This is a genomic window from Pseudomonas sp. NFACC02, assembly GCF_900110765.1.
Lineage (GTDB): Bacteria > Pseudomonadota > Gammaproteobacteria > Pseudomonadales > Pseudomonadaceae > Aquipseudomonas.
Window position 1 is genome coordinate 14,432 of record NZ_FOEO01000028.1, and the last position, 24,133, is coordinate 38,564.

36 protein-coding genes are annotated in these 24,133 nt (G+C 55.6%); 35 read left to right on the plus strand and 1 reads right to left on the minus strand.

Annotated features, from left to right (window positions below; all coding sequences use genetic code 11):
• The first annotated feature begins 76 nt into the window (after positions 1-76).
• The 33 genes from rpsL to bfr all read left to right on the plus strand — a co-directional run bounded on the left by rpsL (position 77) and on the right by bfr (position 18,992).
• Positions 77-448 (plus strand): 30S ribosomal protein S12, encoded by a 372-nt coding sequence (gene rpsL / locus BMY73_RS19805; protein ID WP_002555494.1) that lies wholly within the window; start codon positions 77-79, stop codon positions 446-448.
• Positions 449-566: 118 nt separating this feature from the next.
• Positions 567-1,037, plus strand: a complete 471-nt coding sequence (gene rpsG / locus BMY73_RS19810; protein ID WP_010490886.1) for a 30S ribosomal protein S7 — start codon at positions 567-569, stop codon at positions 1,035-1,037.
• Between the two features lie 30 nt (positions 1,038-1,067).
• Positions 1,068-3,197 carry an elongation factor G gene (fusA, locus tag BMY73_RS19815; RefSeq protein ID WP_062384470.1) on the plus strand — a complete coding sequence of 710 codons (2,130 nt, stop codon included), beginning with the start codon at positions 1,068-1,070 and terminating at the stop codon, positions 3,195-3,197.
• A 31-nt stretch (positions 3,198-3,228) separates the two neighbouring features.
• The gene (tuf, locus tag BMY73_RS19820; protein ID WP_062384473.1) at positions 3,229-4,422 is read left to right on the plus strand and encodes an elongation factor Tu; all 1,194 of its coding nucleotides are present in this window, start codon (positions 3,229-3,231) and stop codon (positions 4,420-4,422) included.
• A gap of 138 nt (positions 4,423-4,560) precedes the next feature.
• On the plus strand, positions 4,561-4,872 hold the full coding sequence (rpsJ, locus tag BMY73_RS19825) for a 30S ribosomal protein S10 (protein ID WP_003186070.1): 312 nt from the start codon (positions 4,561-4,563) through the stop codon (positions 4,870-4,872).
• Between the two features lie 81 nt (positions 4,873-4,953).
• A complete protein-coding gene (gene rplC, locus BMY73_RS19830) occupies positions 4,954-5,589 on the plus strand; it encodes a 50S ribosomal protein L3 (RefSeq protein ID WP_062384476.1) in 636 nt (211 codons plus the stop codon).
• Between the two features lie 12 nt (positions 5,590-5,601).
• Positions 5,602-6,204 carry a 50S ribosomal protein L4 gene (rplD, locus tag BMY73_RS19835; protein ID WP_008374167.1) on the plus strand — a complete coding sequence of 201 codons (603 nt, stop codon included), beginning with the start codon at positions 5,602-5,604 and terminating at the stop codon, positions 6,202-6,204.
• A complete protein-coding gene (gene rplW / locus BMY73_RS19840) occupies positions 6,201-6,500 on the plus strand; it encodes a 50S ribosomal protein L23 (protein ID WP_008374165.1) in 300 nt (99 codons plus the stop codon). Before rplD ends, rplW begins: the two co-directional genes overlap by 4 nt.
• A gap of 14 nt (positions 6,501-6,514) precedes the next feature.
• Positions 6,515-7,339 carry a 50S ribosomal protein L2 gene (gene rplB, locus BMY73_RS19845; RefSeq protein WP_062384485.1) on the plus strand — a complete coding sequence of 275 codons (825 nt, stop codon included), beginning with the start codon at positions 6,515-6,517 and terminating at the stop codon, positions 7,337-7,339.
• A gap of 16 nt (positions 7,340-7,355) precedes the next feature.
• Positions 7,356-7,631, plus strand: coding sequence for a 30S ribosomal protein S19 (rpsS, locus tag BMY73_RS19850; RefSeq protein ID WP_002555486.1), 276 nt, complete (start codon positions 7,356-7,358; stop codon positions 7,629-7,631).
• Positions 7,632-7,644: 13 nt separating this feature from the next.
• Positions 7,645-7,977 (plus strand): 50S ribosomal protein L22, encoded by a 333-nt coding sequence (gene rplV / locus BMY73_RS19855; RefSeq protein ID WP_003103908.1) that lies wholly within the window; start codon positions 7,645-7,647, stop codon positions 7,975-7,977.
• 13 nt (positions 7,978-7,990) lie between these two features.
• A complete protein-coding gene (gene rpsC, locus BMY73_RS19860; RefSeq protein WP_003176422.1) occupies positions 7,991-8,677 on the plus strand; it encodes a 30S ribosomal protein S3 in 687 nt (228 codons plus the stop codon).
• 12 nt (positions 8,678-8,689) lie between these two features.
• Entirely contained in the window at positions 8,690-9,103 is a 414-nt protein-coding gene (gene rplP / locus BMY73_RS19865) for a 50S ribosomal protein L16 (RefSeq protein WP_019409905.1), read from the plus strand.
• Entirely contained in the window at positions 9,103-9,294 is a 192-nt protein-coding gene (gene rpmC, locus BMY73_RS19870; protein ID WP_002555481.1) for a 50S ribosomal protein L29, read from the plus strand. Before rplP ends, rpmC begins: the two co-directional genes overlap by 1 nt.
• Before the next feature lie 2 nt (positions 9,295-9,296).
• The gene (gene rpsQ / locus BMY73_RS19875) at positions 9,297-9,563 is read left to right on the plus strand and encodes a 30S ribosomal protein S17 (protein ID WP_003194644.1); all 267 of its coding nucleotides are present in this window, start codon (positions 9,297-9,299) and stop codon (positions 9,561-9,563) included.
• Between the two features lie 23 nt (positions 9,564-9,586).
• Entirely contained in the window at positions 9,587-9,955 is a 369-nt protein-coding gene (rplN, locus tag BMY73_RS19880; protein WP_002555479.1) for a 50S ribosomal protein L14, read from the plus strand.
• Between the two features lie 11 nt (positions 9,956-9,966).
• The gene (rplX, locus tag BMY73_RS19885) at positions 9,967-10,281 is read left to right on the plus strand and encodes a 50S ribosomal protein L24 (RefSeq protein ID WP_002555478.1); all 315 of its coding nucleotides are present in this window, start codon (positions 9,967-9,969) and stop codon (positions 10,279-10,281) included.
• Between the two features lie 20 nt (positions 10,282-10,301).
• Positions 10,302-10,841 (plus strand): 50S ribosomal protein L5, encoded by a 540-nt coding sequence (rplE, locus tag BMY73_RS19890; protein WP_062384487.1) that lies wholly within the window; start codon positions 10,302-10,304, stop codon positions 10,839-10,841.
• A 13-nt stretch (positions 10,842-10,854) separates the two neighbouring features.
• Positions 10,855-11,160, plus strand: coding sequence for a 30S ribosomal protein S14 (gene rpsN, locus BMY73_RS19895; protein ID WP_003228726.1), 306 nt, complete (start codon positions 10,855-10,857; stop codon positions 11,158-11,160).
• Positions 11,161-11,373: 213 nt separating this feature from the next.
• Positions 11,374-11,766, plus strand: a complete 393-nt coding sequence (gene rpsH, locus BMY73_RS19900) for a 30S ribosomal protein S8 (protein WP_020290698.1) — start codon at positions 11,374-11,376, stop codon at positions 11,764-11,766.
• Between the two features lie 12 nt (positions 11,767-11,778).
• Positions 11,779-12,312, plus strand: coding sequence for a 50S ribosomal protein L6 (rplF, locus tag BMY73_RS19905; protein ID WP_062384491.1), 534 nt, complete (start codon positions 11,779-11,781; stop codon positions 12,310-12,312).
• A 10-nt stretch (positions 12,313-12,322) separates the two neighbouring features.
• Positions 12,323-12,673, plus strand: a complete 351-nt coding sequence (rplR, locus tag BMY73_RS19910) for a 50S ribosomal protein L18 (RefSeq protein WP_037017727.1) — start codon at positions 12,323-12,325, stop codon at positions 12,671-12,673.
• 3 nt (positions 12,674-12,676) lie between these two features.
• Positions 12,677-13,177: a 30S ribosomal protein S5 gene (gene rpsE / locus BMY73_RS19915; RefSeq protein WP_062384493.1), complete on the plus strand. Its 501-nt coding sequence runs from the start codon at positions 12,677-12,679 to the stop codon at positions 13,175-13,177.
• A gap of 2 nt (positions 13,178-13,179) precedes the next feature.
• Entirely contained in the window at positions 13,180-13,356 is a 177-nt protein-coding gene (gene rpmD, locus BMY73_RS19920; RefSeq protein ID WP_028621547.1) for a 50S ribosomal protein L30, read from the plus strand.
• Between the two features lie 3 nt (positions 13,357-13,359).
• A complete protein-coding gene (rplO, locus tag BMY73_RS19925; protein ID WP_037017733.1) occupies positions 13,360-13,791 on the plus strand; it encodes a 50S ribosomal protein L15 in 432 nt (143 codons plus the stop codon).
• Entirely contained in the window at positions 13,792-15,123 is a 1,332-nt protein-coding gene (secY, locus tag BMY73_RS19930) for a preprotein translocase subunit SecY (protein WP_062384496.1), read from the plus strand.
• A 28-nt stretch (positions 15,124-15,151) separates the two neighbouring features.
• Complete coding sequence (gene rpmJ / locus BMY73_RS19935) at positions 15,152-15,268, plus strand: 50S ribosomal protein L36 (RefSeq protein ID WP_002555468.1); 117 nt, start codon at positions 15,152-15,154, stop codon at positions 15,266-15,268.
• A gap of 131 nt (positions 15,269-15,399) precedes the next feature.
• The gene (rpsM, locus tag BMY73_RS19940) at positions 15,400-15,756 is read left to right on the plus strand and encodes a 30S ribosomal protein S13 (RefSeq protein ID WP_004883692.1); all 357 of its coding nucleotides are present in this window, start codon (positions 15,400-15,402) and stop codon (positions 15,754-15,756) included.
• Positions 15,757-15,786: 30 nt separating this feature from the next.
• Positions 15,787-16,176 (plus strand): 30S ribosomal protein S11, encoded by a 390-nt coding sequence (gene rpsK / locus BMY73_RS19945; RefSeq protein WP_002555466.1) that lies wholly within the window; start codon positions 15,787-15,789, stop codon positions 16,174-16,176.
• An 18-nt stretch (positions 16,177-16,194) separates the two neighbouring features.
• Positions 16,195-16,815 carry a 30S ribosomal protein S4 gene (gene rpsD, locus BMY73_RS19950; protein ID WP_037017742.1) on the plus strand — a complete coding sequence of 207 codons (621 nt, stop codon included), beginning with the start codon at positions 16,195-16,197 and terminating at the stop codon, positions 16,813-16,815.
• Between the two features lie 22 nt (positions 16,816-16,837).
• Positions 16,838-17,839: a DNA-directed RNA polymerase subunit alpha gene (gene rpoA / locus BMY73_RS19955; protein WP_007970428.1), complete on the plus strand. Its 1,002-nt coding sequence runs from the start codon at positions 16,838-16,840 to the stop codon at positions 17,837-17,839.
• A gap of 42 nt (positions 17,840-17,881) precedes the next feature.
• A complete protein-coding gene (gene rplQ / locus BMY73_RS19960; RefSeq protein WP_062384499.1) occupies positions 17,882-18,268 on the plus strand; it encodes a 50S ribosomal protein L17 in 387 nt (128 codons plus the stop codon).
• Between the two features lie 259 nt (positions 18,269-18,527).
• On the plus strand, positions 18,528-18,992 hold the full coding sequence (bfr, locus tag BMY73_RS19965; RefSeq protein ID WP_092409178.1) for a bacterioferritin: 465 nt from the start codon (positions 18,528-18,530) through the stop codon (positions 18,990-18,992).
• 70 nt (positions 18,993-19,062) lie between these two features.
• On the opposite strand, the gene uvrA is transcribed toward bfr, so the two are convergent.
• Positions 19,063-21,897, minus strand: coding sequence for an excinuclease ABC subunit UvrA (gene uvrA, locus BMY73_RS19970; protein ID WP_092409180.1), 2,835 nt, complete (start codon positions 21,895-21,897; stop codon positions 19,063-19,065).
• A 188-nt stretch (positions 21,898-22,085) separates the two neighbouring features.
• Here uvrA and BMY73_RS19975 point away from each other — a divergent pair, with 188 nt between their 5' ends.
• A complete protein-coding gene (locus BMY73_RS19975; RefSeq protein ID WP_092409182.1) occupies positions 22,086-23,480 on the plus strand; it encodes an MFS transporter in 1,395 nt (464 codons plus the stop codon).
• 9 nt (positions 23,481-23,489) lie between these two features.
• Positions 23,490-24,017, plus strand: coding sequence for a single-stranded DNA-binding protein (locus BMY73_RS19980; RefSeq protein ID WP_074758972.1), 528 nt, complete (start codon positions 23,490-23,492; stop codon positions 24,015-24,017).
• Positions 24,018-24,133 lie beyond the last annotated feature (116 nt).

The window sequence follows — 24,133 nt, forward strand, 5'->3', positions numbered from 1 at the left end:
TTGGCGGGACGTGTGTCCTGCCATTTTGCTTTTCTTGTAAGACAATAGCGTCGCAAGACAACAGTGGAGCTAGTAGATGGCAACTATCAACCAGCTGGTACGTCAGCCGCGTAAGCGTATCGTCGAGAAATCCGACGTACCTGCGCTGCAGAACTGCCCGCAACGTCGTGGCGTGTGCACTCGCGTGTACACCACTACGCCGAAAAAACCTAACTCGGCACTGCGTAAAGTATGCCGTGTGCGCCTGACCAACGGTTTCGAGGTTTCCTCGTACATCGGTGGTGAAGGCCACAACCTGCAAGAACACAGCGTCGTCCTGATTCGTGGCGGCCGTGTAAAAGACTTGCCAGGTGTTCGTTACCACACCGTTCGCGGCTCCTTGGATACTTCGGGCGTTAAAGGCCGTAACCAGGGTCGTTCGAAGTACGGTACCAAGAAGCCTAAGTAGTAGCGGCTTTTTGTAAAACTGAATCATCTATTTTTCTGAGTCGATAAGAGTAAGGTCGGAGGCGTCCCGCAAGGGCACCGATTCCGAGCGAACCTGAAGACCGTTTGAGGGCTTATCCATGCCAAGAAGACGCGTAGCAGCCAAGCGCGAAGTGCTTGACGATCCAAAATACGGAAGCCAGATCCTGGCGAAGTTCATGAACCACGTAATGGAAAGCGGCAAGAAAGCCGTTGCCGAGCGTATCGTTTATGGCGCGCTGGACAAGGTTAAAGAACGCAAGAACAGCGACCCCCTGGAAATCTTCGAGAAAGCTCTCGACGCCATCGCTCCGCTGGTCGAAGTAAAGTCGCGCCGTGTAGGCGGTGCTACTTACCAGGTTCCGGTCGAAGTTCGTCCGTCCCGTCGTAATGCTCTGGCAATGCGTTGGTTGGTAGACTTCGCGCGCAAGCGCGGTGAGAAGTCTATGGCACTGCGTTTGGCTGGCGAACTGCTGGATGCCGCTGAAGGCAAAGGTGCTGCGGTCAAGAAGCGTGAAGACGTGCACCGTATGGCTGAGGCCAACAAGGCTTTCTCGCACTACCGCTTCTAATCTCAGCGTCACTATTTTTGCGAGGGCTTTATGGCTCGTACTACTCCGATTAACCGCTACCGTAACATCGGTATCGTTGCTCACGTGGATGCTGGTAAAACCACCACCACCGAGCGCGTCCTTTTTTACACTGGCGTAAACCACAAAATGGGCGAGGTGCATGATGGCGCCGCGACCATGGACTGGATGGTTCAGGAGCAGGAGCGTGGTATTACCATTACTTCTGCTGCGACCACTGCTTTCTGGCAGGGCTCTGTCAAGCAGCACAAAGACCGCTATCGTTTCAATATCATCGATACCCCGGGCCACGTTGACTTCACCATCGAAGTAGAGCGCTCGCTGCGCGTACTCGACGGCGCTGTCGTTGTGTTCTGTGGTACTTCGGGTGTTGAGCCTCAGTCGGAAACCGTATGGCGTCAGGCCAACAAATATGGTGTTCCACGTCTTGTCTACGTCAACAAGATGGACCGCGCTGGCGCGAACTTCCTGCGCGTCGTTGGTCAGATCAAGCAGCGTCTGGGTCACACTCCAGTGCCTATCCAGCTCGCTATCGGCGCGGAAGATAACTTCCAGGGCCAGATCGACCTGATGACCATGGAAGCTGTTTACTGGGATGACGCTGACAAGGGCATGACCCCTCGTCGCGAAGCCATCCCGGCTGAGCTGCAAGAGCTGGCCGAAGAGTGGCGCAGCAACATGGTTGAAGCTGCGGCCGAAGCCAACGAAGAGCTGATGAACAAGTACCTGGAAGGCGAAGAGCTGTCGATCGAAGAGATCAAGGCTGCTCTGCGTCAGCGTACTATCGCCGGTGAAATCGTTCTGGCAGTTTGCGGTTCCTCGTTCAAGAACAAGGGCGTGCCTCTGGTTCTGGACGCCGTTGTTGACTACCTGCCGGCTCCGGTCGAGATTCCTGCCATCAAGGGTATCAACCCGGATGACAAGGAGCTGGACAAAGACGATCCGGCTGTTCGTCACGACGAGCGTCATGCCGACGACAACGAGCCTTTCTCGGCTCTGGCGTTCAAGATTGCGACCGACCCGTTCGTGGGTTCGATCACTTTCGTTCGCGTTTACTCGGGTGCTCTGAACTCTGGTGACTCGGTTCTGAACTCGGTGAAAGGCAAGAAAGAGCGTGTGGGCCGTATGGTTCAGATGCATGCCAACACCCGTGAAGAAATCAAGGAAGTACTGGCTGGTGACATCGCTGCCCTGATCGGCATGAAAGATGTGACCACCGGTGAGACGCTGTGTGCGCTGGATAAGCCTATTATCCTCGAGCGTATGGACTTCCCTGAGCCGGTTATTTCGGTTGCTGTAGAGCCGAAAACCAAAGATGACCAGGAAAAAATGGGTATCGCTCTGAGCAAGCTGGCTCAGGAAGACCCGTCTTTCCGAGTCAAGACCGATGAAGAGACTGGTCAGACGATCATCTCTGGTATGGGCGAATTGCACCTGGACATCCTGGTTGACCGGATGCGCCGTGAGTTCAACGTCGAAGCCAACATCGGTAAACCGCAGGTTTCTTACCGTGAGAAAATCACGAAGAACTGCGAGATCGAAGGCAAGTTCGTTCGTCAGTCCGGCGGTCGTGGTCAGTTTGGCCATTGCTGGATCCGTTTTGCTCCTGCTGACGAAGGTCAGGAAGGTCTGCAATTCGTGAACGAAGTAGTCGGTGGTGTTGTTCCTAAGGAATACATCCCGGCTATCCAGAAAGGTATCGAAGAGCAGATGAAGAACGGTGTTGTTGCCGGCTATCCGCTCATCGGCCTGAAGGCTACCGTCTTTGACGGTTCTTACCACGACGTCGACTCCAACGAGATGGCGTTCAAGGTGGCTGCCTCCATGGCGACCAAGCAACTGGCCCAGAAGGGCGGTGGTGTGGTGCTTGAGCCGATCATGAAGGTAGAAGTTGTAACACCTGAGGACTACATGGGTGACGTGATGGGTGACCTGAACCGTCGTCGCGGCATGATCCAGGGTATGGAAGATACGGTTTCCGGCAAGGTTATCCGCGCCGAGGTTCCGTTGGGTGAGATGTTCGGTTATGCGACCGACGTTCGTTCCATGTCTCAGGGTCGCGCTAGCTACTCTATGGAATTCTCCAAATACTCCGAAGCTCCGTCGAACATCGTCGAAGCTCTCGTTAAAAAACAAGGCTGATTCAGCCCCTTTAGGCTAGGAGTTCACTGTCGTGGCTAAAGAAAAATTTGAACGTAACAAACCGCACGTCAACGTTGGCACTATCGGTCACGTTGACCACGGTAAAACCACTCTGACCGCTGCTCTGACTCGCGTCTGCTCCGAAGTTTTCGGTTCGGCTAAAGTCGACTTCGACAAAATCGACAGCGCGCCAGAAGAAAAAGCTCGTGGTATCACCATCAACACCGCTCACGTTGAATACGATTCGGCCGTTCGCCACTACGCGCACGTTGACTGCCCAGGTCACGCCGACTACGTAAAAAACATGATCACCGGTGCTGCTCAGATGGACGGCGCTATCCTGGTTTGCTCGGCCGCTGATGGTCCGATGCCACAAACCCGTGAGCACATCCTGCTGTCCCGCCAGGTTGGCGTTCCGTACATCGTTGTCTTCCTGAACAAGGCTGACATGGTTGACGACGCTGAGCTGCTGGAACTGGTTGAGATGGAAGTTCGTGACCTGCTGAGCACTTACGAGTTCCCAGGCGACGACACTCCGATCATCATCGGTTCGGCTCTGATGGCTCTGAACGGCCAAGACGACAACGAAATGGGCACCTCGGCTGTTAAGAAGCTGGTTGAGACTCTGGACACCTACATCCCAGAACCAGTTCGTGCGATCGACAAGCCGTTCCTGATGCCAATCGAAGACGTATTCTCGATCTCGGGTCGCGGTACTGTTGTGACTGGTCGTGTTGAGCGTGGCATCATCAAGATCCAGGAAGAAGTCGAGATCGTGGGTCTGCGTGACACCACCAAGACTACTTGCACTGGCGTTGAGATGTTCCGCAAGCTGCTGGACGAAGGTCGTGCTGGCGAGAACTGCGGCGTTCTGCTGCGTGGTACCAAGCGTGACGACGTTGAGCGTGGTCAGGTTCTGGTTAAGCCGGGCACCGTTAAGCCTCACACTCAGTTCGAAGCTGAAATCTACGTGCTGAGCAAAGAAGAAGGCGGTCGTCATACTCCGTTCTTCAAAGGCTACCGTCCACAGTTCTACTTCCGTACTACCGACGTAACTGGTAGCTGCGAACTGCCGGAAGGCGTTGAAATGGTTATGCCAGGTGACAACGTTAAAGTTTCCGTCACTCTGATCAAGCCAATCGCAATGGAAGACGGTCTGCGTTTCGCTATCCGTGAAGGCGGTCGTACCGTCGGCGCTGGCGTCGTAGCCAAAATCATCGCCTAAGCGTTGATTTGAGAAAAAGCCCCCGCTTGCGGGGGCTTTTTTATTGGGTTGACACTCTGTTAGCTCGTCTATAGAATTGCGCCTCCTTTTAACGGGCGTATTGCGCTCGGTGGGAAGTAGCCTGGAGTCTGAAATCCAATGCAAAATCAGCAAATCCGTATCAGGTTGAAGGCTTTTGACCATCGCCTGATCGACCAATCCACCCAGGAAATCGTGGAAACCGCGAAACGTACTGGTGCTCAAGTGCGTGGTCCAATTCCACTGCCTACCCGTAAAGAGCGGTTCACCGTTCTGGTCTCCCCGCACGTCAACAAAGACGCGCGTGACCAGTACGAGATCCGTACTCATAAGCGCGTTCTGGACATCGTCCAGCCAACGGATAAAACCGTTGATGCACTTATGAAGCTTGATCTTGCGGCAGGTGTGGAAGTGCAGATCAGCCTCGGCTAAGACTTGGGTCTTGGTCGTGTAACGCTCTGAAATGGGCGGCCATAGCGGGTGAAAGCCCCGTACACTCATGAGGTTTACAACATGACTATTGGTGTAGTCGGTCGTAAATGCGGTATGACCCGTATTTTCACCGAAGAAGGTGTCTCCATTCCGGTCACGGTCATTGAGATCGAGCCGAATCGCGTCACCCAGTTCAAAACCGAAGAAAGCGATGGCTATCGTGCAGTGCAAGTCACTGTCGGTGAGCGTCGTGCTTCGCGTGTGACTGCCGCTCAGGCAGGCCACTTCGCTAAAGCGAACGTTGCCGCTGGTCGTACCGTCCTGGAATTCCGTCTTGAAGAAGGCGAATACAAGGCCGGCGATCTGATCAATGCAGAAATCTTCGCAGCTGGCCAACTGGTAGATGTTACCGGTCAGTCGAAAGGTAAAGGCTTCGCCGGTACCATCAAGCGCTGGAATTTCCGCGGTCAGGACAACACCCACGGTAACTCCGTCTCCCACCGCGTCCCAGGCTCTATCGGCCAGTGCCAGACTCCTGGTCGTGTATTCAAGGGCAAAAAAATGTCCGGTCATATGGGCGCTGAGCGCGTGACCGTGCAGTCCCTGGAAGTAGTGCGCGTGGACGCTGAACGCAATCTGTTGTTGGTCAAGGGTGCTGTTCCTGGCGCTACTGGCGGCAACGTGGTTGTACGTCCAGCAGCCAAGGCTCGCGGTTAAGGGGAAGCTGACATGCAATTAAATGTAAATGACGCTCAAGCGATCGAAGTTTCCGAACTGACATTTGGCGGCGAATTCAACGAGACGCTGGTTCACCAAGCAGTCGTGGCCTACATGGCTGGCGGCCGTCAGGGTAGCAAGCAGCAAAAGACCCGTTCCGACGTTTCTGGTGGCGGTAAGCGCCCATGGCGTCAGAAGGGTACTGGCCGTGCTCGTGCCGGTACTATCCGTAGCCCAATCTGGCGTGGCGGCGGTACCACCTTCGCAGCGCGTCCTCAGGACCACTCTCAGAAGCTCAACAAGAAGATGTATCGCGCAGCACTGCGTTCCATCTTGGCTGAGCTGGTTCGTACTGATCGTCTGGTCGTGGTTCAGGATTTCGCTGTTGAAGCACCGAAAACCAAAGATCTGCTGAACAAGCTGAACGGCATGGGTCTGACTGACGTCCTGATCGTGTCTGATGCTGTTGACCAGAATCTGTACCTGGCTGCTCGCAACCTGCCTCACGTAGATGTTCGTGATGTTCAAGGTTCCGATCCAGTTAGTCTGATCGCATACGACAAAGTGTTGATCACTGTGTCGGCCGTGAAGAAATTCGAGGAGCTGCTGGGATGAACCAGGAACGCGTATTTAAAGTTCTGCTTGGCCCGCACGTTTCCGAGAAGGCTACGGTTCTGGCAGACAAGAAAGGTCAGTTCGTTTTCAAGGTTGCTACTGATGCAACCAAGCTGGAAATCAAGAAGGCCGTCGAAAGCCTGTTCAGCGTGAAAGTAGAGCGCGTGACTACCCTGAATGTCCTGGGTAAGACCAAGCGTACTGCTCGCGGCCTGGGCAAGCGTAATGACTGGAAGAAGGCAGTTATCTCCCTTCAGCCAGGCCAAGATCTCGATTTCAGCAGCAGTGCTGAGTAAGGAAGGGGTGCATCATGGCAATCGTTAAATGCAAACCGACTTCCCCTGGCCGCCGTTTTGTGGTCAAGGTGGTCAACCAGGAGCTGCATAAAGGCGCTCCTCACGCACCGCTGCTCGAGAAAAAATCGAAGTCTGGTGGTCGTAACAACAATGGCCGTATTACCACTCGTCACGTTGGTGGTGGTCATAAGCAGCATTATCGTCTGGTCGACTTCCGTCGCAACGACAAAGATGGCATCGCTGCCACTGTCGAGCGTATCGAATACGATCCAAACCGTACTGCTCACATTGCGCTGCTGCTGTACGCAGATGGCGAGCGTCGTTACATCATCGCACCTAAAGGTGTGAGTGCTGGCGACCAGCTGATTGCAGGCGCTCTGGCTCCAATCAAGCCAGGCAACGCTCTGCAACTGCGCAACATCCCGGTCGGTTCTACCGTTCACGGTATCGAGCTGAAGCCTGGTAAAGGTGCTCAGATCGCTCGTTCCGCTGGTGCTTCGGCTCAGCTGATCGCTCGTGAAGGTGTCTACGTGACTCTGCGTCTTCGCTCCGGTGAAATGCGTAAAGTCCTGTCCGAATGCCGTGCAACTCTGGGTGAAGTTTCGAACTCCGAGCACAGCCTGCGTTCGCTGGGTAAAGCTGGTGCCAAGCGCTGGCGTGGCGTTCGCCCAACCGTTCGTGGTGTTGCCATGAACCCGGTTGACCACCCACATGGTGGTGGTGAAGGTCGTACCTCTGGTGGTCGTCATCCGGTATCGCCGTGGGGCTTCCCGACTAAGGGCGCGAAGACTCGTGGTAATAAGCGTACCGACAAAATGATCGTCCGTCGTCGCAAGTAAATAGAGGGATACGACAGTGCCACGTTCTCTGAAAAAAGGTCCTTTTATTGATCTTCACCTACTGAAGAAGATCGAAGTGGCGGCGGAAAAGAACGATCGCAAACCAGTTAAAACCTGGTCGCGTCGTTCGATGATCCTGCCACAAATGGTCGGTTTGACCATCGCTGTGCATAACGGTCGTCAGCATGTTCCTGTTCTCGTGAACGAAGACATGGTCGGCCACAAACTGGGCGAGTTTGCCGGTACCCGCACTTATCGTGGGCACGTGGCAGACAAGAAAGCCAAGCGTTAAGGGGTAAGGAATGATGGAAGTAGCCGCTAAGTTGTCGGGCGCTCGAATCTCCGCCCAGAAAGCCCGCTTGGTCGCCGACCAGATCCGCGGGAAGAAGGTGGGCGAAGCGCTCAACCTGTTGGCTTTCAGCAGTAAGAAAGCCGCCGAGATCATGAAAAAAGTGCTGGAGTCGGCCGTAGCCAACGCCGAGCATAACGAAGGCGCAGACGTTGATGACCTGAAGGTCTCCACCGTTTTCGTCAACGAAGGGCGTTCGCTGAAGCGCATCATGCCACGTGCCAAAGGCCGTGCTGATCGCATCGTCAAGCGGTCTTGCCATATCACTGTCAAGGTTGCTGACAAGTAACGGAGTCGAAGAGATGGGTCAGAAAGTACATCCCATTGGCATTCGCCTGGGAATCGTCAAGGAGCACACCTCCGTCTGGTACGCAGACGGTCGGACTTATGCGGACTACTTGTTCGCTGATCTGAAGGTGCGTGAGTATCTCCAAGACAAATTAAAAAGCGCGTCCGTAAGCCGTATCGATATCCATCGTCCGGCTCAAACTGCACGTATCACCATCCACACCGCTCGTCCCGGCATCGTGATCGGCAAGAAAGGTGAAGATGTTGAGAAACTGCGTCAGGACCTGACCAAGCAAATGGGTGTGCCTGTGCACATCAATATCGAAGAGATCCGCAAGCCGGAGCTCGACGGTATGCTGGTTGCGCAGAGCGTAGCTCAGCAGCTGGAGCGTCGCGTAATGTTCCGTCGCGCTATGAAGCGCGCAGTACAGAACGCCATGCGCATTGGTGCCAAAGGCATCAAAATCCAAGTGAGCGGTCGTCTCGGCGGTGCTGAAATCGCACGTACTGAATGGTATCGCGAAGGTCGTGTGCCACTGCACACCCTGCGTGCCGACATCGACTATGCCAACTACGAAGCTCACACCACCTACGGTGTGATCGGTGTAAAGGTTTGGATCTTCAAAGGCGAAGTAATTGGTGGTCGCCAAGAAGAGCTGAAGCCACAAGCACCAGCGCCTCGTAAAAAAGCTGCTAAGTAAGGGGTACGCCAAATGTTGCAACCAAAGCGTACGAAGTTCCGCAAGCAGATGACCGGTCACAACCGTGGTCTGGCACTGCGCGGTAGCAAAGTCAGCTTCGGCGAATATGCGCTGAAGTCTGTTGCTCGTGGTCGTCTCACCGCTCGTCAGATCGAGTCAGCGCGTCGTGCTCTGACCCGTCACGTAAAACGTGGTGGCAAGATCTGGATCCGTGTATTCCCGGACAAGCCTATTTCCAAAAAGCCCCTCGAAGTTCGTATGGGTAAAGGTAAGGGTAACGTCGAATACTGGGTTGCCCAGATTCAGCCAGGCAAAGTCCTGTATGAAATCGAGGGTGTTTCCGAAGAGTTGGCGCGTGAGGCGTTCGCCCTGGCTGCTGCAAAGCTGCCGCTCGCCACCTCCTTTGTTAAGCGGACGGTGATGTGATGAAAGCGAATGAACTTCGTGAAAAATCAGCACAGCAACTGAACGAGCAACTGCTCGGCTTGCTGCGCGACCAGTTCAATCTGCGTATGCAGAAAGCAACTGGCCAGTTGGGGCAGTCTCACCTGCTCTCGCAAGTTAAGCGTGACATCGCTCGCGTGAAGACTGTGCTCAACCAGCAGGCAGGTAAGTAATCATGGCTGAAGCCGAAAAAACCGTCCGTACGCTGACTGGCCGTGTTGTCAGCGACAAGATGGACAAGACCATCACCGTTCTGATCGAGCGTCGCGTCAAGCACCCGATCTACGGTAAATACGTTAAGCGTTCGACTAAGCTGCACGCGCACGACGAAACCAACCAGTGCCACATCGGCGACAAGGTCACTATTCGTGAAACTCGTCCGATGGCCAAGACCAAATCTTGGGCGCTGGTTGATGTTCTCGAACGCGCTGTGGAAGTCTAAGGGCTAGGGGTCGGAGAAATTATATGATTCAGACTCAATCCATGCTCGATGTGGCCGATAACAGCGGCGCTCGCCGCGTTATGTGCATCAAGGTGCTTGGTGGCTCTCATCGTCGTTACGCTGGTATCGGTGACATCATCAAAGTAACCGTCAAGGAAGCAATTCCTCGCGGTAAGGTGAAAAAAGGCCAGGTGATGACTGCTGTTGTAGTCCGCACTCGCCACGGTGTTCGTCGTGCAGACGGCTCCATCATCCGCTTCGATGGCAACGCTGCTGTTCTGTTGAACAACAAGCAAGAGCCGATCGGCACCCGTATCTTTGGGCCAGTGACCCGTGAGCTTCGTACTGAGAAGTTCATGAAGATCGTCTCGCTCGCCCCAGAAGTGCTGTAAGGAGATCCGACATGCAAAAGATTCGTCGTGACGACGAGATCATCGTGATCGCCGGCAAAGACAAAGGTAAGCGCGGTAAGGTGCTCAAGGTTCTCGCTGACGACCGTCTGGTCGTTGGTGGGATCAACCTGGTGAAGCGTCATACCAAGCCTAACCCGATGTCGGGCGTACAGGGCGGTATCGTCGAGAAAGAAGCGCCACTGCACGCTTCCAACGTCGCCATTTTCAACGGCGCAACCAACAAGGCTGACCGCGTTGGTTTCAAAGTTGAAGACGGCAAAAAAATTCGTGTCTTCAAGTCGACCCAAAAAGCGGTTGATGCTTGAACACTGCTAGGTAGAAGACCATGGCACGACTGAAAGAGATTTACTGGAAGGAAATCGCACCCAAGCTTAAGGAAGAACTTAAGCTTGCTAACGTGATGGAAGTTCCACGCGTAACAAAGATCACCCTGAACATGGGTCTGGGCGAAGCGATCGGTGACAAGAAAGTCATCGAGCACGCTGTTGCCGACCTGGAAAAGATCACCGGTCAGAAAGTCGTTGTGACTTACGCTCGGAAATCCATCGCTGGCTTTAAAGTCCGTGAAGGTTGGCCGATCGGCGTCAAAGTCACTCTGCGCCGTGAGCGTATGTATGAATTCCTGGATCGTCTGCTGTCGATCTCCCTGCCTCGGGTTCGCGACTTCCGCGGCCTGAATGCCAAGTCCTTCGATGGTCGTGGCAACTACAGCATGGGCGTGAAAGAGCAGATCATTTTCCCGGAAATCGACTACGACAAGATCGATGCTCTCCGCGGTCTGGACATTACCCTGACCACCACTGCCAAGAACGATGACGAAGGCCGCGCTTTGCTGCGTGCTTTCAAATTCCCGTTCCGCAACTGATTGGAGTAGGAAAATGGCCAAGAAGAGCATGAAAAACCGTGAGCTGAAGCGTCAGCTCACCGTTGCCAAGTACGCTACCAAGCGTGCAGCACTGAAAGCGATCATCGTGGATCTGAACGCCAGTCCAGAAGCACGTTGGGAAGCCACGGTAGCCCTGCAGAAGCAACCACGTGACGCAAGCGCTTCGCGCATGCGTAACCGTTGCCGCTTGACCGGTCGTCCGCACGGCGTTTACCGCAAGTTCGGCCTGGGCCGTAACAAGCTGCGTGAAGCTGCAATGCGTGGTGACGTTCCAGGTCTGGTTAAAGCCAGCTGGTAAGTCGCACTTCTCGTACCGCGCTGATCGGATTCTTCGAAAACCGACCAGCGTAGGACCTGAATTCGAATCAAGCCCCTTTTGGGGCTTGATTCGTTTCTGGCGTACGTCTAGAATTGCCGGCTCGCCTGAGCCCGTGTTTTTACGTGCCCGAGTTTTTTTGGCGACAAGCAGTAGCCGCAAGGCTAATTATTTTGTATTAGGAGCGTCTAGCCCATGAGTATGCAGGACCCGTTAGCGGACATGCTAACTCGTATCCGTAATGCCCAGATGGCTGAAAAGCCCGTCGTAAGCATGCCATCTTCCACTTTGAAGGTGGCTGTAGCTAAAGTCCTGAAAGACGAAGGCTACATTGCGGGTTATCAGATCAGCAGTGAAACCAAGCCCCTGCTGTCTATCGAGCTGAAATACTTCGAAGGCCGTCCGGTTATCGAAGAAGTCAAGCGCGTTAGCCGTCCAGGCCTGCGTCAGTACAAGTCCGTCGATGATCTGCCGAAAGTTCGTGGCGGTCTCGGTGTGTCTATCGTCTCCACCAACAAAGGTGTGATGACGGATCGTGCTGCGCGCGCTGCCGGTGTCGGCGGCGAAGTGCTTTGCACTGTGTTCTAAGGGGGGATAAGCATGTCACGCGTAGCTAAGAACCCCGTTAAGTTGCCAGCAGGCGTCGAAGTCAAACTCGTCGGCCAGCAGCTTTCGGTGAAGGGTGCCAAGGGTACTCTCGACCTGAACATTCACTCGTCCGTTGAAATTGTTGAAGAAGCTGGCGAGCTGCGTTTCTCTGCTCGCAATGGCGATCAACAGACTCGCGCAATGGCCGGTACCACTCGTGCGTTGGTAAACAACATGGTCCAGGGCGTAAGCCAAGGCTTCGAGCGCAAGCTCCAGCTGGTCGGTGTTGGTTACAAAGCGCAAGCAAAAGGCACGGTGCTGAACCTGGCCCTTGGCTTCTCGCACCCAGTGGACTACGAATTGCCAGCAGGCATCACCGCTGAGACCCCCAACCAAACCGATATCCTTATCCGTGGTATCGACAAGCAGTTGGTTGGTCAAGTGGCCGCTGAGATCCGCGACTTCCGCCGTCCAGAGCCATACAAAGGCAAAGGCGTGCGTTACGCGGACGAAGTCGTCCGTCGTAAAGAAGCCAAGAAGAAGTAGGGCATAGCAAATGACCGTCAAAAAAGTTACCCGACTGCGTCGCGCTCGCAAAGCACGCCTGAAAATGCACGAACTCGAAGTCGTGCGTCTCTGCGTGTACCGCTCTTCGCAGCACATTTATGCCCAGGTCATTTCGGCCGACGGCAGCAAAGTCCTGGCAAACGCCTCGACTTTGGACAAAGAACTGCGTGATGGCGCCACTGGCAACATCGACGCGGCCACTAAAGTTGGCCAGCTGATCGCTGAGCGTGCGAAAGCCGCAGGCGTATCGCAAGTGGCTTTTGATCGTTCTGGCTTCAAGTACCACGGTCGCGTCAAGGCGCTGGCTGATGCTGCTCGTGAAGGCGGGCTGGAGTTCTAAGTTATGGCAAATAACGACCAAAAACGCGACGAAGGCTACATCGAGAAGCTGGTTCAGGTTAATCGCGTAGCAAAAACCGTAAAAGGCGGCCGTATCTTCACTTTCACTGCGTTGACCGTAGTGGGTGATGGTAAGGGCCGTGTTGGCTTCGGCCGTGGCAAGTCACGTGAAGTGCCTGCTGCGATTCAGAAGGCAATGGAAGCTGCTCGTCGCAACATGATCCAGGTTGATCTGAACGGCACCACTCTGCAGTACGCCATGAAGTCCGCTCACGGCGCTTCGAAGGTCTACATGCAGCCTGCTTCCGAAGGTACCGGCATCATCGCCGGCGGCGCGATGCGTGCTGTCCTGGAAGTCGCTGGCGTTCAGAACGTTCTGGCCAAATGCTACGGTTCGACCAACCCGGTCAACGTTGTTCACGCAACGTTCAAGGGTTTGAAGGCCATGCAGTCCCCTGAGTCCATTGCTGCAAAACGCGGCCTGAACGTGCAGGAGATCATCTGATCATGGCTACCGTAAAAGTTACTTTGATCAAAAGCATGACCGGCCGTATCCCTAACCACAAACTGTGCGTTAAGGGTCTGGGTCTGCGTCGCATCGGTCACACTGTAGAAGTCGTTGATACCCCGGAAAACCGTGGGATGATCAACAAGGCTTACTACATGCTGCGAGTCGAGGGTTAATCGATGAAACTCAATGATCTGAGTCCAGCGCCGGGTTCCCGTCGCGAGAAGCATCGTCCGGGCCGTGGTATCGGTAGTGGTTTGGGCAAGACCGGTGGCCGCGGCCACAAAGGTCAGACCTCCCGCTCCGGTGGCACCATTGCTCCGGGCTTCGAAGGCGGCCAACAGCCGTTGCATCGTCGTCTGCCAAAGTTCGGCTTCGTCTCTTTGAAGGCAATGGATCGTGCGGAAGTTCGCACCTCCGAGCTGGCTAAAGTAGAAGGCGTTGTAACTGTGCAGTCCCTGAAGGATGCCAACGTGATCAACCAAAACGTACAGCGCGTGAAAATCATGCTGTCCGGTGAGGTTACTCGCGCGGTCACCCTCAAAGGTATCGCAGCCACCAAAGGTGCGCGTGCGGCTATCGAAGCAGCTGGCGGCAAATTCGAGGAATAAATGGCTAAGCAAGGTGCTCTCTCAGCGCTCAGCAAAAGCGGCGGGTTGTCCGAGCTCTGGGCTCGACTGCGTTTCCTGTTCCTGGCGATTATCGTCTACCGGATCGGTGCGCATATCCCAGTTCCAGGTATCAATCCTGACCGGCTGGCGGACCTGTTTCGACAGAATGAGGGGACCATTCTTAGCTTGTTCAACATGTTTTCCGGCGGTGCGCTGGAGCGCATGAGCATTTTTGCACTGGGGATCATGCCGTACATCTCGGCTTCGATCATCATGCAGCTCATGACCGCTGTCAGCCCACAGCTGGAGCAGTTGAAGAAGGAAGGTGAGGCTGGTCGTCGTAAGATCAGCCAATACACCCGCTATGGCACCGTCGTCCTGGCATTGGTTCAAGCTATTGGCATGTCCATTGGCTTGGCCGGTCAGGGCGTTGCTTTCTCTGCAGATATCGGCTTCCACTTCGTGGCGGTCACCACCTTTGTGGCTGGTGCACTGTTCATGATGTGGCTGGGCGAGCAGATCACTGAGCGCGGTGTTGGTAACGGTATCTCGATGTTGATTTTTTCGGGTATCGTCGCCGGTCTTCCGAGAGCGATCGGGCAGTCTTTCGAGTCTGCACGTCAGGGTGATATCAACATTTTCGCTTTGGTCGCCATCGGTTTGCTGGCAGTAGCGATTATCGGTTTCGTGGTGTTCATTGAGCGTGGTCAGCGTCGTATCGCAGTTCACTACGCCAAGCGTCAGCAGGGCCGCAAGGTCTTCGCTGCGCAGACCAGCCACTTGCCGCTGAAAGTGAACATGGCTGGGGTTATTCCGGCCATTTTCGCAAGCAGCATCTTGCTGTTTCCGGCTTCGTTGGGTGCCTGGTTCGGTCAGTCTGAAGGTATGGGCTGGTTGCAGGACATCTCGCAGTCGATCGCTCCTGGTCAGCCGTTGAATATTCTGCTGTTTAGTGCAGGGATTATTTTCTTCTGCTTCTTCTATACGGCGTTGATGTTCAATCCGAAAGACGTAGCGGAAAACCTGAAGAAGTCCGGTGCCTTTATTCCGGGCATTCGTCCTGGTGAGCAGTCGGCGCGCTATATCGATGGCGTTCTGACTCGTCTGACCATGTTCGGTGCTCTTTATATGATGGCCGTGTGCCTGTTGCCCCAGTTTTTGGTGGTTGCTGCAAACGTGCCGTTCTACCTTGGCGGGACCTCGTTGCTGATCGTGGTCGTGGTTGTGATGGACTTCATGTCCCAAGTGCAATCTCACCTCGTTTCGCACCAGTATGAATCCCTGATGAAGAAAGCCAACCTGAAGGGCTACGGCAGCGGCATGCTGCGCTGAAGCACCCATAAGGTTCGAGGAGTTGGTGATGAAAGTTCGTGCATCGGTGAAAAAGCTGTGCCGTAACTGCAAGATTATTCGCCGCGAAGGTGTTGTTCGAGTAATTTGCAGCGCGGAACCACGTCATAAGCAGCGCCAAGGCTGAGTGTGATCTGTGCTATAAGCCCAGCAGCTAGTGCGCTGCTGGGTTGATTATTTGTTATTACAGCGATATTATCTCGCGCCCTATTTCTTGGCTTCCGGGGCGTAGGTAGCTGTCAATTGGAGTCCCACTGAATGGCCCGTATTGCAGGCGTTAACATTCCAGATAACAAGCATACTGTTATCTCGCTGACCTACATCTATGGTGTTGGTCGCACGACTGCACAGAAAATCTGTGCTACCACCGGGGTTAACCCGGCGGCAAAGATCAAAGATCTGAGCGACGAGCAGATTGAACAGCTGCGTGGCGAAGTCGCGAAGTTCACCACTGAAGGTGACCTGCGTCGCGAAATCAACATGAAAATCAAGCGCTTGATGGACCTCGGTTGCTATCGCGGTCTGCGTCATCGTCGTGGTCTTCCAGTACGCGGTCAGCGTACCAAGACTAACGCGCGTACCCGTAAAGGTCCGCGTAAGCCGATCCGCAAGTAATCGCCCCAGCGAATCGACAGGAATTAAATCATGGCAAAACCTGCTGCTCGTCCTCGTAAAAAAGTTAAAAAGACAGTGGTTGATGGCATCGCCCACATCCATGCATCTTTTAACAACACCATCGTGACCATTACCGACCGTCAAGGTAACGCTCTTTCCTGGGCTACCTCCGGTGGTTCGGGTTTCCGCGGTTCCCGCAAGTCCACCCCGTTCGCTGCTCAAGTAGCTGCTGAGCGTGCTGGTCAAGCTGCGCTGGAATACGGCCTGAAAAACCTCGACGTTAACGTCAAGGGCCCAGGTCCGGGTCGTGAATCTGCAGTTCGTGCATTGAACGGCTGTGGCTACAAGATCGCCAGCATCACCGACGTGACGCCAATCCCGCACAACGGGTGCCGTCCGCCGAAGAAGCGCCGCGTGTAATCCAGGAGATTGTAAAGAATGGCTCGTTACATTGGTCCAAAATGCAAACTCGCTCGTCGCGAAGGCACCGATCTCTTCCTGAAGAGCGGCGTGCGCGCGATCGAATCGAAGTGCAACATCGAAGCTGCACCAGGTATCCACGGTCAGCGCCGCGGTCGCCAATCCGACTACGGCACCCAGCTGCGTGAAAAGCAGAAAGTCCGTCGTATCTATGGCGTTCTCGAGCGTCAGTTCAGCGGTTACTACAAAGAAGCGGCCGGCAAGAAAGGCGCTACTGGCGAGAACCTGCTGCAACTTCTCGAATGCCGTCTGGACAACGTCGTATACCGTATGGGTTTCGGTTCTACTCGTGCCGAATCTCGTCAACTGGTATCGCACAAGTCGGTTAGCGTAAACGGCAAAACCGTTAACGTTCCGTCCTACCAGGTTCGTGCTGGTGACGTGGTCGCTATTCGCGAAAAAGCGAAAAACCAGCTGCGTATCGTCCAGGCTCTCGATCTGTGTGCCCAACGTGGCCGCGTAGAATGGGTAGAAGTAGACACTGAGAAGAAATCTGGCGTTTTCAAAAGCGTTCCAGCTCGCAGTGATCTGTCCGCCGACATCAACGAAAGCCTGATTGTCGAGCTCTACTCCAAGTAAGGGCTAGAAAATAGGTGCATCCATGCAGATTTCGGTAAATGAGTTCCTGACACCCCGCCACATTGATGTGCAGGTTGTCAGTCCAACCCGCGCCAAGATCACACTCGAGCCTCTCGAGCGTGGTTTCGGCCATACCCTGGGCAACGCGCTGCGCCGCATCCTGTTGTCCTCCATGCCCGGCTGTGCAGTAGTCGAGGCCGAGATTGACGGTGTACTCCACGAGTACAGCGCCATCGAAGGTGTACAGGAAGATGTCATTGAAATCCTGTTGAACCTTAAAGGTCTGGCTATCAAGCTGCACGGTCGAGACGAAGTTACGCTGACCTTGTCGAAGAAGGGTTCGGGGGTGGTTACCGCTGCCGATATTCAGCTGGATCATGATGTCGAGATCGTTAACCCCGATCACGTAATCGCTAACCTGGCGTCTAACGGCGCCCTGAACATGAAGCTCGTCGTAGCTCGTGGTCGCGGTTATGAACCAGCAGACTCGCGTCAGAGCGACGAAGACGAAAGCCGCAGCATCGGTCGCTTGCAGCTCGACTCTTCGTTCAGCCCGGTTCGTCGTATCGCCTACGTGGTGGAAAACGCCCGTGTCGAGCAACGTACTAACCTGGACAAACTGGTTATTGATCTGGAAACCAACGGTACTCTGGATCCTGAAGAGGCAATCCGCCGCGCTGCAACCATTCTGCAACAGCAGTTGGCTGCGTTCGTCGACCTCAAAGGTGACAGTGAGCCAGTGGTAGTCGAACAGGAAGACGAGATCGATCCGATCCTGCTTCGTCCGGTTGACGATTTGGAACTGACTGTACGTTCGGCCAACTGCCTTAAGGCGGAGAACATTTACTACATCGGCGACCTGATTCAGCGCACCGAAGTAGAACTGTTGAAGACTCCGAACCTGGGCAAGAAATCCTTGACTGAAATCAAGGACGTTCTGGCTTCTCGTGGTCTCTCCCTCGGCATGCGCCTCGACAACTGGCCGCCTGCAAGTCTTAAGAAGGACGACAAGGCGACTGCCTGATCGTCGTAATCACCGAACGTTGTGTTTGGTAAGGAATGAACCATGCGTCATCGTAAAAGTGGACGTCACCTGAGCCGTACCAGCTCTCACCGCAAGGCCATGTTCCAAAACATGGCGGTGTCGCTGTTCGAGCACGAGCTGATCAAAACTACCCTGCCGAAAGCCAAGGAACTGCGCCGCGTTGCCGAGCCGCTGATCACTCTGGCCAAGGTTGATAGCGTTGCTAACCGTCGTCTGGCATTTGACCGTACCCGTTCGAAAGAAATGGTCGGCAAACTGTTCAACGACCTGGGCAAGCGTTATGCAACTCGTGAGGGTGGCTACCTGCGCATCCTCAAGTGCGGTTTCCGCGCTGGCGACAACGCGCCAATGGCGTACGTCGAACTGGTTGACCGTCCTGTCGGTGGCTCTGTAGAAGCTGCTGAATAAGACGTCAGTCGTTGCGAAAAACCGGGCCTAGCGCCCGGTTTTTTGTTTCCGGAATTCACTAAATACAACGCGTTATCAGTTACTTTGCATCAGTATTGCGCTAAGTCTAAGTGATAAACGGAACTCTCCTCATTTACCCGCGTTTTCAGCACCAAATTTGAGGAAATCACGGTTTTTCTTTGTTTTTCTGCCCCGGATCCAGTGACCTGCCCGTGATGATGGTTCAAACTATCGACTTTCACGAAGGAGATTCACGGCGATGCAAGGCCATCCGGACGTCATCGATTACCTCAACACGCTGCTGACCGGCGAATTGGCTGCACGCGATCAGTACTTCATCCATTCCCGGATGTATGAAGATTGGGGGTTCAGCAAGCTGTACGAGCGTATCAACCACGAGATGGAAGAAGAGGCACAGCACGCGGATGCGTTGATGCGCCGAATTCTGATGCTTGAAGGTACGCCGCGCATGCGTCCGGACGATCTCGATGTCGGCACCACGGTGCCTGAAATGCTCGCCAGCGACCTTCGCCTCGAATACAAGGTCCGTGCTGCCCTGTGCAAGGGCATCGCGCTCTGTGAGCAACACAAGGACTACGTCAGTCGCGACATCCTGCGTGTCCAGCTCGCGGACACCGAAGAGGATCACACTTACTGGCTTGAAAAGCAGATGGGTTTGATCAAGTCCATAGGCCTGGAGAACTACCTGCAATCGCAGCTCTGAATCCGAGCCAATAAAAAGCCCCTGCCGTGACCCTCGCGGCAGGGGCTTTTTATTTGTGTGCGTTCAGAAGTTACGCACGATCACGTTCCAGCAACGGCTTCAGGTAATGGCCTGTGTAAGATTGCTTCATCCCGGCGACTTGCTCAGGTGTCCCTGTCGCGATGATCTGGCCGCCTTTAGAGCCGCCTTCAGGGCCAAGGTCTACCAGCCAGTCGGCTGTCTTGATCACGTCCAGGTTGTGCTCGATCACCACAACGGTATTACCGTGGTCGCGCAAGCGGTGCAACACGTCCAGAAGCTGCTGGATATCGGCGAAGTGCAAACCTGTGGTTGGCTCATCGAGGATATACAGGGTCTTTCCGGTATCGCGCTTGGAGAGCTCCCGGGAGAGTTTCACCCGTTGAGCTTCACCGCCTGAGAGCGTCGTCGCTGACTGGCCCAGCTTGATGTAGGAAAGCCCCACATCCATCAGGGTCTGCAGCTTGCGTGCGAGGGCTGGCACCGCATCGAAGAACGCTCGCGCTTCCTCAATGGTCATCTCCAGCACCTCGTGGATGCTCTTGCCCTTGTATTTGATTTCCAGCGTCTCGCGGTTGTAGCGTTTGCTCTTGCACACATCGCACGGGACGTAGATATCAGGCAGGAAGTGCATCTCCACCTTGATCAGTCCATCGCCCTGACACGCTTCGCATCGGCCGCCTTTGACGTTGAAGGAAAAACGCCCCGGGCCATAGCCGCGCGAGCGCGACTCCGGCACGCCGGCAAACAGTTCGCGGATGGGTGTGAACAAACCGGTGTAGGTTGCCGGATTCGAGCGCGGGGTGCGGCCGATCGGGCTCTGATCGATGTCGACGACTTTGTCCAGATGCTGCAACCCTTCGATGCTGTCGTGCGCCGCGGCCTCCAGCGTGGTCGCGCCGTTCAATGCGGTAGCGCTGAGCGGGAACAGCGTGTTGTTGATCAGCGTCGATTTGCCTGAACCCGAAACCCCGGTCACGCAGGTCAGCAGGCCAATCGGGATTTCCAGATCGACGTTGCGCAGGTTGTTGCCGCGCGCGCCCTTGAGCTTGAGGGACAGTTTTTTGTTGCGTGGCGTCCGCTTGGCAGGCACCTCGATTTTCACGCGTCCTGAGAGGTATTTGCCCGTCAGGGAATCCGGATGCGCCATGACCTCCTGTGGCGTACCCTCGGCAACGATGTGGCCACCGTGCACGCCGGCGCCAGGGCCGATGTCCACCACGTAGTCGGCCAGTCTGATCGCGTCCTCGTCATGCTCAACCACAATCACGGTGTTGCCGATGTCGCGCAGGTGGCGAAGGGTGTCCAGCAGTCGATCGTTATCGCGCTGGTGCAACCCGATCGACGGCTCGTCGAGGATGTACATGACACCCACCAGGCCTGCGCCGATCTGACTGGCGAGACGGATACGCTGAGCCTCGCCGCCCGAGAGCGTGTCAGCACTGCGATCCAGCGTCAGGTAATCCAGACCTACGTTGACCAGGAACTGCAAACGCTCCCGAATCTCCTTGAGGATCTTGTCGGCGATTTCGCCGCGACGTCCAGTGAGTTTCAGACCGCCGAAATAATCGGTGGCGTCACCGATCGGGAGGTTGGTCACGGCAGGCAGCGTTTTCTCACCGACCCAGACATGCCGCGCCTCGCGACGCAGGCGTGTGCCACGGCAATCCGGGCAGGGCTGGGTGCTGAGAAACTTGGCCAGTTCTTCACGCACGGTCGCTGATTCGGTTTCACGATAGCGGCGTTCGAGGTTGGGAACGATACCTTCAAACGGGTGCGCGCGTTTAACGATGTCACCGCGGTCGTTCAGGTAACGGAAATCAACGTTCTGAGAGCCGCTGCCATTGAGCAGCACCTTCTGCTGATCTGCCGGCAATTCCTTGAAGGGCACTTCCAGGCTGAAGCCGTAGTGCTTCGCCAGGGAACCGAGCATCTGGAAGTAATAAACGTTGCGCCGGTCCCAGCCACGAATCGCACCCTCGGCCAGCGTCAGTTCGGCATTGACCAAGCGCTTGGTGTCGAAGAATTGCTTCACGCCCAGGCCATCGCAGGTCGGACAAGCGCCTGCAGGGTTGTTGAACGAGAAAAGCTTGGGTTCCAGCTCGCTGATTGCGTGGCCGCAGATCGGGCAGGCAAAGCGAGCGGAGAAGATCATCTCCTCGCCGGGCTCGTCGTCCATCGGCGCAACCAGCGCAATGCCGTCGGCCAGCTTCAGGGCGGTCTCGAACGACTCGGCCAGACGCTGCTGCAGATCGGCGCGCACTTTAAAGCGGTCAACGACCACGTCAATGGAGTGCTTCTTCTGTTTGTCGAGCTTCGGCAACTCGTCGAGCTCACAGAGCTTGCCATTCACCCGGGCGCGTACGAAGCCTTGAGCACGCATTTCCTCGAACACGGCGAGGTGCTCGCCCTTACGCTCACGCACTACCGGCGCCAGCAGCATCAGTTTGCTGCCTTCCGGCTCTGCGAGGACCAGGTCGACCATCTGGCTGACCGTCTGCGCTTCCAGCGGGATGTCGTGGTCAGGGCAGCGGGGCTGGCCGACACGCGCATACAGCAGGCGCAGGTAGTCGTAGATCTCGGTGATGGTACCTACGGTCGAACGCGGGTTATGCGACGTCGATTTCTGCTCGATGGAGATGGCAGGGGAGAGACCTTCGATCGTGTCGACGTCAGGTTTTTCCATCATTGAAAGAAACTGACGTGCATACGCAGACAGCGATTCGACGTAGCGACGTTGACCTTCGGCATACAGGGTGTCGAATGCCAGCGATGATTTGCCTGAACCGGATAGACCGGTAATCACGATCAGCTTGTCGCGTGGCAGGGTCAGGTCGATGTTTTTCAGGTTGTGGGTTCGAGCCCCACGAATCAGGATCTTGTCCAAAGTGGCCTCGCACGGCGGGCTTCAAAACACGGGAGTATACGGCGAAATACTGGATGGATGCACACTATCGATATGGATGTCGGCAGGCATGGAAAAAAGAAAATTCCTGCGATGCGCGGCAAAGCGTCGTATGTGCTGTACATCGATGGGACTGGTAGAATCGCCGCCGGTTCACATGAGGTTCTTCCATGCACGATTCTCACAGCGAGCGCATGAGTGGCAGCGAAACCCGCGCGGCGGGCGGTCTCGCGCTGGTGTTCGCGTTCCGTATGCTCGGCATGTTCATGGTTCTGCCGGTCCTCGCGACCTATGGCATGGACCTGGCTGGCGCGAGCCCGGCACTCATTGGTCTGGCGATTGGCGCATACGGTCTGACGCAAGCGGTGCTGCAGATTCCCTTCGGGATTATTTCCGACCGCATCGGTCGTCGCCCGGTCATTTACCTGGGGCTGATCGTGTTCGCCTTGGGCAGCGTCCTGGCTGCGCAGTCGACATCGATCTGGGGCGTGATCGCCGGCCGCATTTTACAAGGGGCCGGTGCGATTTCCGCGGCGGTCATGGCGCTGCTCTCTGACCTGACCCGTGAGCAGCACCGCACCAAAGCGATGGCCATGATCGGCATGACCATTGGCGTCTCGTTTGCCGTTGCAATGGTGATTGGTCCGATCCTGACCAGCGCGTTCGGCCTGTCGGGATTGTTTCTGGCCACGGGCGCGATGGCGCTTGTCGGCGTCGGGATCGTGGCCTTCGTCGTGCCCAAGTCGACCGTGACGCTGCAGCATCGCGAGTCAGGTCTTGCGAAACAGGCACTGGGCGCGACCCTCCGGCACCCGGACTTGCTCCGCCTGGATTTAGGTATCTTTGCGTTGCACGCGATGCTGATGTCCAGTTTCGTCGCGTTACCGCTGGCGCTGGTCGAGAAAGCCGGTTTGCCCAAAGAGCAGCACTGGTGGGTCTACCTGACTGCGCTGCTGATTTCCTTCTTCGCCATGATCCCGTTCATCATTTACGGCGAGAAAAAGCGTCAGATGAAGCGGGTCTTGCTCGGCGCCGTCTTGGTATTGATGCTCACTGAACTATTCTTTTGGGAGTTCGGTGACACGCTTCGGGCATTGGTGATTGGCACGGTTGTGTTTTTTACCGCGTTCAACTTGCTGGAAGCCTCGCTTCCATCGTTGATCAGCAAGGTGTCTCCGGCGGGCGGGAAGGGCACGGCGATGGGGATTTATTCCACCAGCCAGTTCCTCGGTTCGGCGGCAGGCGGCATTCTCGGCGGCTGGTTGTTTCAGCACGGTGGACTGGACGTGGTGTTCCTCGGCGGCGCCGGTCTGGCCGCCATCTGGCTCGCGTTTGCTGTTACCATGCGCGAACCTCCGTACGTGACCAGCCTTCGCTTGCCGTTGTCGCCCGAGGCTCAACGCGACACAGGCCTGGCCGATCGCGTGTTGGCCGTACGTGGAGTAACAGATGCAGTAGTGGTTGCCGACGAGGCTGCCATCTATATCAAATTTGACAAAGAACTGTTGGATCGGGCGTCTTTCGACGAAGTGGTCAATCCAGCGTCGGAAACGTGTGAAGCCTAGGAGAACGTTATGGCCCGTGGGGTTAACAAAGTCATATTGGTCGGCACATGCGGCCAGGATCCCGAAGTCCGCTACATGCCTAACGGTAATGCCGTGACCAACCTGAGTCTGGCGACCAGCGAACAGTGGACCGACAAACAAACCGGTCAGAAAGTCGAAAAGACCGAATGGCACCGCGTGTCGATGTTCGGCAAGGTCGCAGAAATCGCCGGCGAGTACCTGCGTAAAGGCTCGCAGGTCTACATCGAAGGCAAGCTGCAGACCCGCGAGTGGGAAAAAGACGGCATCAAGCGTTACACCACTGAAATCATCGTCGACATGCAGGGCACCATGCAGCTGTTGGGCGGCCGTCCGCAAGGCGAAGGCGCTCCACAGGGCCAAGGCGGTGGCGGTTATCAGAACTCCGCACCTCGTCCGCAGCAACAGTCGCGTCCGCAGGCCGCTCCTCAGCCTCAGCGTGAATCCCGTCCAGCTCCGCAACAGGCGCCACAGCCAGCACCTGACTTCGACAGCTTCGACGACGATATTCCGTTCTAGATCCCTGCAGATCGAACACGATAACGCTTCGAACAAAAAAGCCCCCGGACAGCACAGCTGCCGGGGGCTTTTTTTCAGGTCGGAACCTTTCACATTCGGGCTGTACAGGCGTCAGT

Excerpts from the sequence above, each read along its gene's own strand:
- rplP (WP_019409905.1), top strand. The coding sequence starts at position 8,690 with ATGTTGCAACCAAAGCGTACGAAGTTCCGCAAGCAGATGACCGGTCAC.
- rplF (WP_062384491.1), top strand. The coding sequence starts at position 11,779 with ATGTCACGCGTAGCTAAGAACCCCGTTAAGTTGCCAGCAGGCGTCGAA.
- rplO (WP_037017733.1), top strand. The coding sequence starts at position 13,360 with ATGAAACTCAATGATCTGAGTCCAGCGCCGGGTTCCCGTCGCGAGAAG.
- rplX (WP_002555478.1), top strand. The coding sequence starts at position 9,967 with ATGCAAAAGATTCGTCGTGACGACGAGATCATCGTGATCGCCGGCAAA.
- BMY73_RS19980 (WP_074758972.1), top strand. The coding sequence starts at position 23,490 with ATGGCCCGTGGGGTTAACAAAGTCATATTGGTCGGCACATGCGGCCAG.
- rplB (WP_062384485.1), top strand. The coding sequence starts at position 6,515 with ATGGCAATCGTTAAATGCAAACCGACTTCCCCTGGCCGCCGTTTTGTG.
- fusA (WP_062384470.1), top strand. The coding sequence starts at position 1,068 with ATGGCTCGTACTACTCCGATTAACCGCTACCGTAACATCGGTATCGTT.
- secY (WP_062384496.1), top strand. The coding sequence starts at position 13,792 with ATGGCTAAGCAAGGTGCTCTCTCAGCGCTCAGCAAAAGCGGCGGGTTG.
- rpsC (WP_003176422.1), top strand. The coding sequence starts at position 7,991 with ATGGGTCAGAAAGTACATCCCATTGGCATTCGCCTGGGAATCGTCAAG.
- rplN (WP_002555479.1), top strand. The coding sequence starts at position 9,587 with ATGATTCAGACTCAATCCATGCTCGATGTGGCCGATAACAGCGGCGCT.
- rpsM (WP_004883692.1), top strand. The coding sequence starts at position 15,400 with ATGGCCCGTATTGCAGGCGTTAACATTCCAGATAACAAGCATACTGTT.
- rpsG (WP_010490886.1), top strand. The coding sequence starts at position 567 with ATGCCAAGAAGACGCGTAGCAGCCAAGCGCGAAGTGCTTGACGATCCA.
- rpsQ (WP_003194644.1), top strand. The coding sequence starts at position 9,297 with ATGGCTGAAGCCGAAAAAACCGTCCGTACGCTGACTGGCCGTGTTGTC.
- rplC (WP_062384476.1), top strand. The coding sequence starts at position 4,954 with ATGACTATTGGTGTAGTCGGTCGTAAATGCGGTATGACCCGTATTTTC.
- rpsN (WP_003228726.1), top strand. The coding sequence starts at position 10,855 with ATGGCCAAGAAGAGCATGAAAAACCGTGAGCTGAAGCGTCAGCTCACC.
- rplE (WP_062384487.1), top strand. The coding sequence starts at position 10,302 with ATGGCACGACTGAAAGAGATTTACTGGAAGGAAATCGCACCCAAGCTT.
- rplQ (WP_062384499.1), top strand. The coding sequence starts at position 17,882 with ATGCGTCATCGTAAAAGTGGACGTCACCTGAGCCGTACCAGCTCTCAC.
- rplD (WP_008374167.1), top strand. The coding sequence starts at position 5,602 with ATGCAATTAAATGTAAATGACGCTCAAGCGATCGAAGTTTCCGAACTG.
- rpsL (WP_002555494.1), top strand. The coding sequence starts at position 77 with ATGGCAACTATCAACCAGCTGGTACGTCAGCCGCGTAAGCGTATCGTC.
- rplW (WP_008374165.1), top strand. The coding sequence starts at position 6,201 with ATGAACCAGGAACGCGTATTTAAAGTTCTGCTTGGCCCGCACGTTTCC.
- rpmC (WP_002555481.1), top strand. The coding sequence starts at position 9,103 with ATGAAAGCGAATGAACTTCGTGAAAAATCAGCACAGCAACTGAACGAG.
- rpmJ (WP_002555468.1), top strand. The coding sequence starts at position 15,152 with ATGAAAGTTCGTGCATCGGTGAAAAAGCTGTGCCGTAACTGCAAGATT.
- rpsJ (WP_003186070.1), top strand. The coding sequence starts at position 4,561 with ATGCAAAATCAGCAAATCCGTATCAGGTTGAAGGCTTTTGACCATCGC.
- rplR (WP_037017727.1), top strand. The coding sequence starts at position 12,323 with ATGACCGTCAAAAAAGTTACCCGACTGCGTCGCGCTCGCAAAGCACGC.
- rplV (WP_003103908.1), top strand. The coding sequence starts at position 7,645 with ATGGAAGTAGCCGCTAAGTTGTCGGGCGCTCGAATCTCCGCCCAGAAA.
- bfr (WP_092409178.1), top strand. The coding sequence starts at position 18,528 with ATGCAAGGCCATCCGGACGTCATCGATTACCTCAACACGCTGCTGACC.
- BMY73_RS19975 (WP_092409182.1), top strand. The coding sequence starts at position 22,086 with ATGCACGATTCTCACAGCGAGCGCATGAGTGGCAGCGAAACCCGCGCG.
- rpsH (WP_020290698.1), top strand. The coding sequence starts at position 11,374 with ATGAGTATGCAGGACCCGTTAGCGGACATGCTAACTCGTATCCGTAAT.
- rpsE (WP_062384493.1), top strand. The coding sequence starts at position 12,677 with ATGGCAAATAACGACCAAAAACGCGACGAAGGCTACATCGAGAAGCTG.
- rpsK (WP_002555466.1), top strand. The coding sequence starts at position 15,787 with ATGGCAAAACCTGCTGCTCGTCCTCGTAAAAAAGTTAAAAAGACAGTG.
- rpoA (WP_007970428.1), top strand. The coding sequence starts at position 16,838 with ATGCAGATTTCGGTAAATGAGTTCCTGACACCCCGCCACATTGATGTG.
- rpmD (WP_028621547.1), top strand. The coding sequence starts at position 13,180 with ATGGCTACCGTAAAAGTTACTTTGATCAAAAGCATGACCGGCCGTATC.
- rpsD (WP_037017742.1), top strand. The coding sequence starts at position 16,195 with ATGGCTCGTTACATTGGTCCAAAATGCAAACTCGCTCGTCGCGAAGGC.